The organism is Actinoalloteichus spitiensis RMV-1378 (assembly GCF_000239155.1).
GTDB lineage: Bacteria > Actinomycetota > Actinomycetes > Mycobacteriales > Pseudonocardiaceae > Actinoalloteichus_B > Actinoalloteichus_B spitiensis.
The window spans coordinates 1-5,792 of the sequence record NZ_AGVX02000760.1; the positions used below are offsets into that span (position 1 = coordinate 1).

Consider the following 5,792-nt stretch of genomic DNA (forward strand, 5'->3'; position numbering starts at 1 on the left):
CGCCCCCGGCGCCACCACCCGATCAGGCCACCCCTCCCCAGCTTTGTCGGGAGGAGGCGGGTACGGGACGGTGTTGTACGGCTGCTCCCGGGGGACGAACACCCCTTCCACGAGGCTCATGTCCACCGGCCGCACCAACTCGACGCCGGTCACGGTCAGGCTCGTGGTCCCGTCGTTCACGACGGGCCCCACGCTGCTGGTCCCCGTCGGCCCCGCGTGCAGCGGCATGCAGTCCCGCGCGTACGGCTCGGCATCCGCGTTACCCCCCACCAGCAACGGACCGTCGCGGGTAGGTCCGCCGGAACACCCAGCGATGGCGAGCAGGACCGCCAGGAGGGCGGCGCACCCCCGCGCCCTCACGGGTACATCTGGACGACGAGCGTCCCCGGCCCGGTCGCGGACGCGGGATGCGCTCCTGTGCCGCACACCGCTCGACCCGCGAACCGGAACGGCCGACTCCCCGACACCACGTGAGCTCGATCGCGCACGCTGCTCCGCCCTCACCAGTCCGGCCAGTCGATCTCCACGCCGATGCACTGCTCCCGCATGGCGACCGACACCCCGGTCAGCGCGTAGTACGCCCGCCCGTCCGCGTCCTCGTAGTCGATCCTGATCCGCTCGGTCGCCGCCCTCGGCCCCTCACTCCGCAACCCCACGGCGAACCACCACTCCTCCCCCGGCCCCAGCACCGCCCCCGGCGCCACCACCCGATCAGGCCACCCCTCCCCAGCATCGTCCGGAGGAGGCGGGTAGGCGGCTCCGTTCACCGGCCCCTCCTCGGGGACGAACACCGCCTCGACCAGACCCATCTCCACGGCGTTGACCAACGACACCCCGGTGACGATGACCGGACCGCTGCCCTCGTTGGTGACCGGTCCGGCGTTGGTCGTCGACGTGCGCGTCCGCTCGTCCGGAGGCAGGCAGTCCCGTGCATGCGGCTCGGCATCGCCGCCACCCCCCGCCAGCAACGGACCGTGCTGGGTGGGAGTACCCGGCCAGTCGGCGGCGGTGAGGGAACTCGCCGCCGCCACGGCGAGCACCGCCCAGCCCAGCCGTCGTCGGTCCCGCCGCCCGCGCGGTGGTCCCACCGCTCCACGCGCTCCGGGCGGCACCGGTGCCCGCCGCGACCCGGGTTCCTCGTTCTCGGACACGTCTCCCCCTGCCGCGCCGTCGACGGCGCACCGGTCGACGCTACTGACCGGAGCCCGCCGGAGACACGGCCGAACGGCGGCCACGGACACCGCCGTTCCGGCTCCGTGCTCGGCCCCGGGGGCCGCCCGCGCCTCGGAACCGGGCTTGGCGGCGGATACCGGGTCGCGCCTCAGCGGGGGGAGACGATCCGCAGTGCGCGGAGGCGGCCCAGCGCGGCGGCCACCTCGAAGCGGCGCGGGACGGCGAAGTCGCCCAGGTACTGCGGGCCCAGCTCCGCCGGACCACCGGCGAGCAGTTCCCGCTCCACGAGCAGCAGCGCCTCCGCCACCGTGCGCGCCCCGTCGAGGAAGCCCCGACGCACGGCCGCCTCGAGCGCGAGGCCAACCCCGACCAGCTGGGCCGGGTCCACGAACTGCTCGACGGAGCGCAGGTCGATCTCGTCCTCGCCGAAGACCAGCGCGTCGAGGCCGCGTGCCTTCAGCCGGCGTTTGCCCCTGGCCTCGGGGTTAACCGAGTCGGGGTCCACGACGCGGGCCCCGGGCAGCGGGAACCCGGTGGCTTCCGGGCGCCGACCGGTGCTCAGATGGGCCAGTTCCCTGGCCCGCCCGGTCACCTCGTGGGGCCGGTAGGCGTCCATCATCACCACGTGGTCGGCCACGTCGAGGTAGTCACCCGACCCGCCCATCACCAGCATGGTCGACACCCCGTGCTCCCGGTGCAACGGCCGCACGAGGTCGATGAAGGGCGTCAACGGTTCCTTGTCCTTGGCGACCAACGCCTGCATCCGGGCGTCCCGGATCATGATGTTGGTGGCGGCGGTGTCCTCGTCGATGAGCAGTACGCCGGCACCCGCCTCCAGCGCCTCCACCGTGGCCGCTGCCTGGGAAGTGGACCCGGAGGCGTTGTCGGTGCTGAAGTCGTTGGTCGGGGCTCCGGTGGGCAGGTGGGCGACGAAGGCGCTGACGTCGAGGCGGCGCACGGACCGGCCGTCCTCGGCCCGCACCTTGACGGTGTCGGCGCGGGCGACGACGAGCTCCCGACCGTCGCCGGGCAGGTGGTCGTACACGCCGCGCTCGACCGCGCGGAGCAGCGTCGACTTGCCGTGGTAGCCGCCGCCGACCACGACGGTGATGCCGCTGGGCACGCCGAGCCCGGTCACCTCGCCCCTGTTGGGCAGGGTGACGGTGCGGGACAGCTCGGGCGGGGCCTGGAAGGGCACCGCGTCGGCGAGTGGTCGGTCGTCGACGCCGCTGCGCCGGGGGAGCACCGCGCCGTCGGCGACGAAGGCGACCAGCCCGAGTTCGGGCAGGCGCTCCCGGAGCCAGACGGCGTCCTCCACGGTCTCGACCGCGCGCAGCACCTCGTCGTGGGGCAACGCGGACCACCGCAGGGTCTCCAGGGCGGCGGGGAGCCGGCGGCAGAGCGCGTCCCTGGCGCCGTGCCCGTCGATCCGACGGCCGTGACCGGGCAGGTCGACGGCGAGGCGGAGCACGAGTCCGCCGTCGACGACCTGGCCGGCGCTGCGGTCGAGGACCTCCTGGCCGCCCGCGTCGACGTGCAGCGGCGTGTTCCGCACCCGGGCCCGCAGGTGGCGGAGGAGGTAGGTGGCCAGCGCGCGGGATCGGGCGGGGCCGCGCCAGCTCTCCTCGGGGTAGCCGGTCTCCGAGGCGGGGATCCGGACCAGCAGCCGGCTGGGCGGCGCGTAGGGGTCGGACTGCGCCCGCACCAGGGTGAGCCGGAACCACCCGAAGTCCCACTCCCCCTCGGCCGCCCGGTAACGCCCGTAGCCGCTGCCGTGGCTCTCCGCCAGGAGGTCCGACAGCTCGTGGGCGTCACCCCGCTGCCCACCCGACCTCGTGGTGGGGGGAGGACCACCCCGGGACGGTCCCGACGGACCGGTCGGGCCGCTTCCCCCACCCGGTCGGGGCCAACGTCCTCGACCGGGTGGTCCCTGGCGGCGTCGTCCGTCTCCCGTAGCGCGTTCCCTGCTCATCGCGCATGTCCTACCACAACGGCGGCCGGCTGTCCGACCTGACGGGTTCCGAGAGCCCCGGACGACTCCGAGATCATTTCGTGATTGTGCGGTGAATCATTGCACCCGGGCGCGGAAGCGTGGCCCCGCCGAAGGATGTGAATTGCGAGTGAAAGTTACCGAGAGCAATCGACGAGACGATCTCCCCATCCGTTCCGAAAATTTCACGAAAGGCGACGCAACCTTCCCACCGACTCGCGCGTCCTCACTCGTTGACGGCGCTCCCCAGGCGTCCCGCACCGCGTCGCGGTGTCGCCGTCCACCTGGCTCAGGGTGCGGTTCGTCACCAGTGAGAGCCAGGGTCACCAGCGATGATGTACGAAGGAAGCACGAAAGGGGTTCCCGATGGAGACGAATTCCACACTGCTAGTGTTCTGAGCCATGCCACTCAGGACTGCGTCCGCGCTCGGCAGGAAAGCGACATTGCGAACCAGGATCCGGGACGCCATCTATTCGCGTTACGCAAAACGTCTGTCCGGTCAACTCGAGGGCAGGCCGCGCCCACGGCACATCGGTTTCGTGGTGGACGGGAACCGGCGGTGGGCGAAATCGGTCGGCCTGAGCACCGTCGACGGGCACCGCGCGGGGGCCGAGAAGATCAAGACCCTGCTGCGGTGGTGTGACGAGCAGGGGATCCGGCACGTCACGCTCTACCTGCTCTCGACGGAGAACCTCAACCGGGGTCCGGAGGAGCTGAAGCCGCTGATGGAGATCATCGAGGGCGTGGTGAACGACCTCGCGGCCGACGGCAACCCGTGGCCGGTGGAGATCATCGGGACCCTCGACATGCTGCCCGGTGACATGGCCCGCAACCTGAAGACGGCGGCCGCCCGCACCCAGGGCCGGCGATCGGGTGCCCAGGTCAACGCCGCGATCGGGTACGGCGGCCGCCAGGAGATCGTGGACGCCGTGCGCTCCCTGATGCTGGAGCACGCCGCCACCGGCAGGGGGATGCGCGAGCTCGCCGAGGAGGTCAACCCGGCCCTGATCTCCGAGCACCTCTACACGCAGGCCCAGCCGGACCCGGAGATCATCATCCGGACCTCCGGCGAGCAGCGGATCTCCGGTTTCCTGCTCTGGCAGTCCGCCGAGGCGGACCTGCACTTCGCCGACTGCTACTGGCCCGCGCTGCGCTACGTCGACTTCCTGCGCGCCCTGCGGTCCTTCGCCGACCGCCGGCAGGTCGCCGGTCGCTTCCCCTCCCTGGGTTCCATCCACTGACCCGCGCTCCTCCCGTGCGGCAGCCGAGTTCCGCCGCGCGCCGTCGCGGCCACGCCCTCCTGCCGCCCCGCGCCCCGTCTCGCGGGCGCCCACGAGAGGTCATGTGGCGTCCCGGCACGGAACCGCCAGGAGATCAGGGCGCCCTCGCACCGTCCGGTCGAGCCCGCCGGCGCCGTTGTCGAGAGGGCCATCGGTCTCGCGGCACCGTCACGGGTGCCCCGGGTGTTCCCACGACGTCGACGCGGTGTGGGTGCCGCCCGGGGCACCGCCCTCGGTCCCGCCTAGAACGACGTCCACCGCCGCATGTCGTAGCCGTGGAACGCGCCGCCCTGGCGAACCCCGTCGACGACCGTTCCGTAGGCCCAGTCGACGTTCCAGGGAATCGTCTCGAACGGTTCACCCGACGCGGTTCCGTCCGACCGTACCGCGATCGATTCCTCCTGGTCGTCCACCACCGTCTCGATGACCAGCTCCCACTGGCACCAGCAGGTGCGGGACACCACGTACAACTCGAAGCCGTGCTGTTCGTGTTCCGCGAGATCGAGGGTGCACCTGTCGAGATGGGGGGCGACCGGCCGCAGGTCGGCTGGGATGTCGGACGTGGCTCGCACGGTGTGGAGGCGGAGGTCCGAGCCATCGAGGTCGACCAGGACCGGTTGTACCTCGTTGGCCCCCTGCGCCGCGGTCGCCAGGAGGGTTCCCGTGGGTGGCTCCCTGCGATCCACCACCCTCACCTCCAAGCCGCGGACCAGGACGGGGTCCCGACGCTGGCCGATCAACGTGACGTGGTGTTTGGAGACGGGGACCCAGTTCCCGTCCACCTTCGCCTGGTCGAGCCGAAGTCCACCCAACCGCGTCATCGCCTCGTCCGCTTCTCCGCTCTCCTTGAGGTTCCCTCCCACCTTCATGCTCAGCAGCTCACCGGCGTGGGCGAGTTCGCGCTCGTCGAGGGCGTCCTCGAAAGCCCAGCTCCAGGCATCCGGAAGGAGCTGACGGACCTCGACGGCGAGTGGCGGTCGGGCGGACTCCTTCCGCTCCTCGGCCTCCTCGACGGCGCGTTGGGCTGCGATCTCCTGTTCGCCGGCCTGTTGGAGCGCCAGCCGTGACGCGTACTGCTCGGTCACCACGGCGAGCGCGAGTGGTACCAGGACCACGGTCGTCACTCCCACGACCCAGGCGGGCCGAACCCGCCGGCGTCGTCCCGGCTGGGCATGTCGCCAGCCCGCGATCCTCGAGCGTCGTCGCACCGCGCACCCCCATCGGCCGAACGATGGTGTCACCAGGTCAGACGCTAGCGACAAGGCTCCCCTGGTGGGGCGATTCCCGCGAGTTCGTCCGGAAACCCCCCGAACGGCGGCGAGCCGTACGCCGGCTGGCGGCCGGCGGG

The 5,792-nt window shown here is 72.0% G+C and carries 4 protein-coding genes and 1 pseudogene; 1 reads left to right on the forward strand and 4 read right to left on the reverse strand.

Annotated elements, in window-relative coordinates:
- From ACTIDRAF_RS0224930 to ACTIDRAF_RS0224940, 3 genes and pseudogenes are all read right to left on the reverse strand, one after another.
- Positions 1 to 360, reverse strand: a pseudogene (locus tag ACTIDRAF_RS0224930) (hypothetical protein); the annotation flags it as partial.
- Positions 361 to 500: 140 nt separating this feature from the next.
- The gene (locus ACTIDRAF_RS32280) at positions 501 to 1,151 is read right to left on the reverse strand and encodes a hypothetical protein (protein WP_016701382.1); all 651 of its coding nucleotides are present in this window, start codon (positions 1,149 to 1,151) and stop codon (positions 501 to 503) included.
- 170 nt (positions 1,152 to 1,321) lie between these two features.
- Entirely contained in the window at positions 1,322 to 3,145 is a 1,824-nt protein-coding gene (locus tag ACTIDRAF_RS0224940) for an ABC-ATPase domain-containing protein (RefSeq protein ID WP_052168964.1), read from the reverse strand.
- A 420-nt stretch (positions 3,146 to 3,565) separates the two neighbouring features.
- Here ACTIDRAF_RS0224940 and ACTIDRAF_RS31260 point away from each other — a divergent pair, with 420 nt between their 5' ends.
- On the forward strand, positions 3,566 to 4,405 hold the full coding sequence (locus ACTIDRAF_RS31260) for an isoprenyl transferase (RefSeq protein ID WP_052168965.1): 840 nt from the start codon (positions 3,566 to 3,568) through the stop codon (positions 4,403 to 4,405).
- A 281-nt stretch (positions 4,406 to 4,686) separates the two neighbouring features.
- On the opposite strand, the gene ACTIDRAF_RS0224950 is transcribed toward ACTIDRAF_RS31260, so the two are convergent.
- Positions 4,687 to 5,568 carry a hypothetical protein gene (locus tag ACTIDRAF_RS0224950; RefSeq protein WP_016701385.1) on the reverse strand — a complete coding sequence of 294 codons (882 nt, stop codon included), beginning with the start codon at positions 5,566 to 5,568 and terminating at the stop codon, positions 4,687 to 4,689.
- Positions 5,569 to 5,792: the final 224 nt, after the last annotated feature.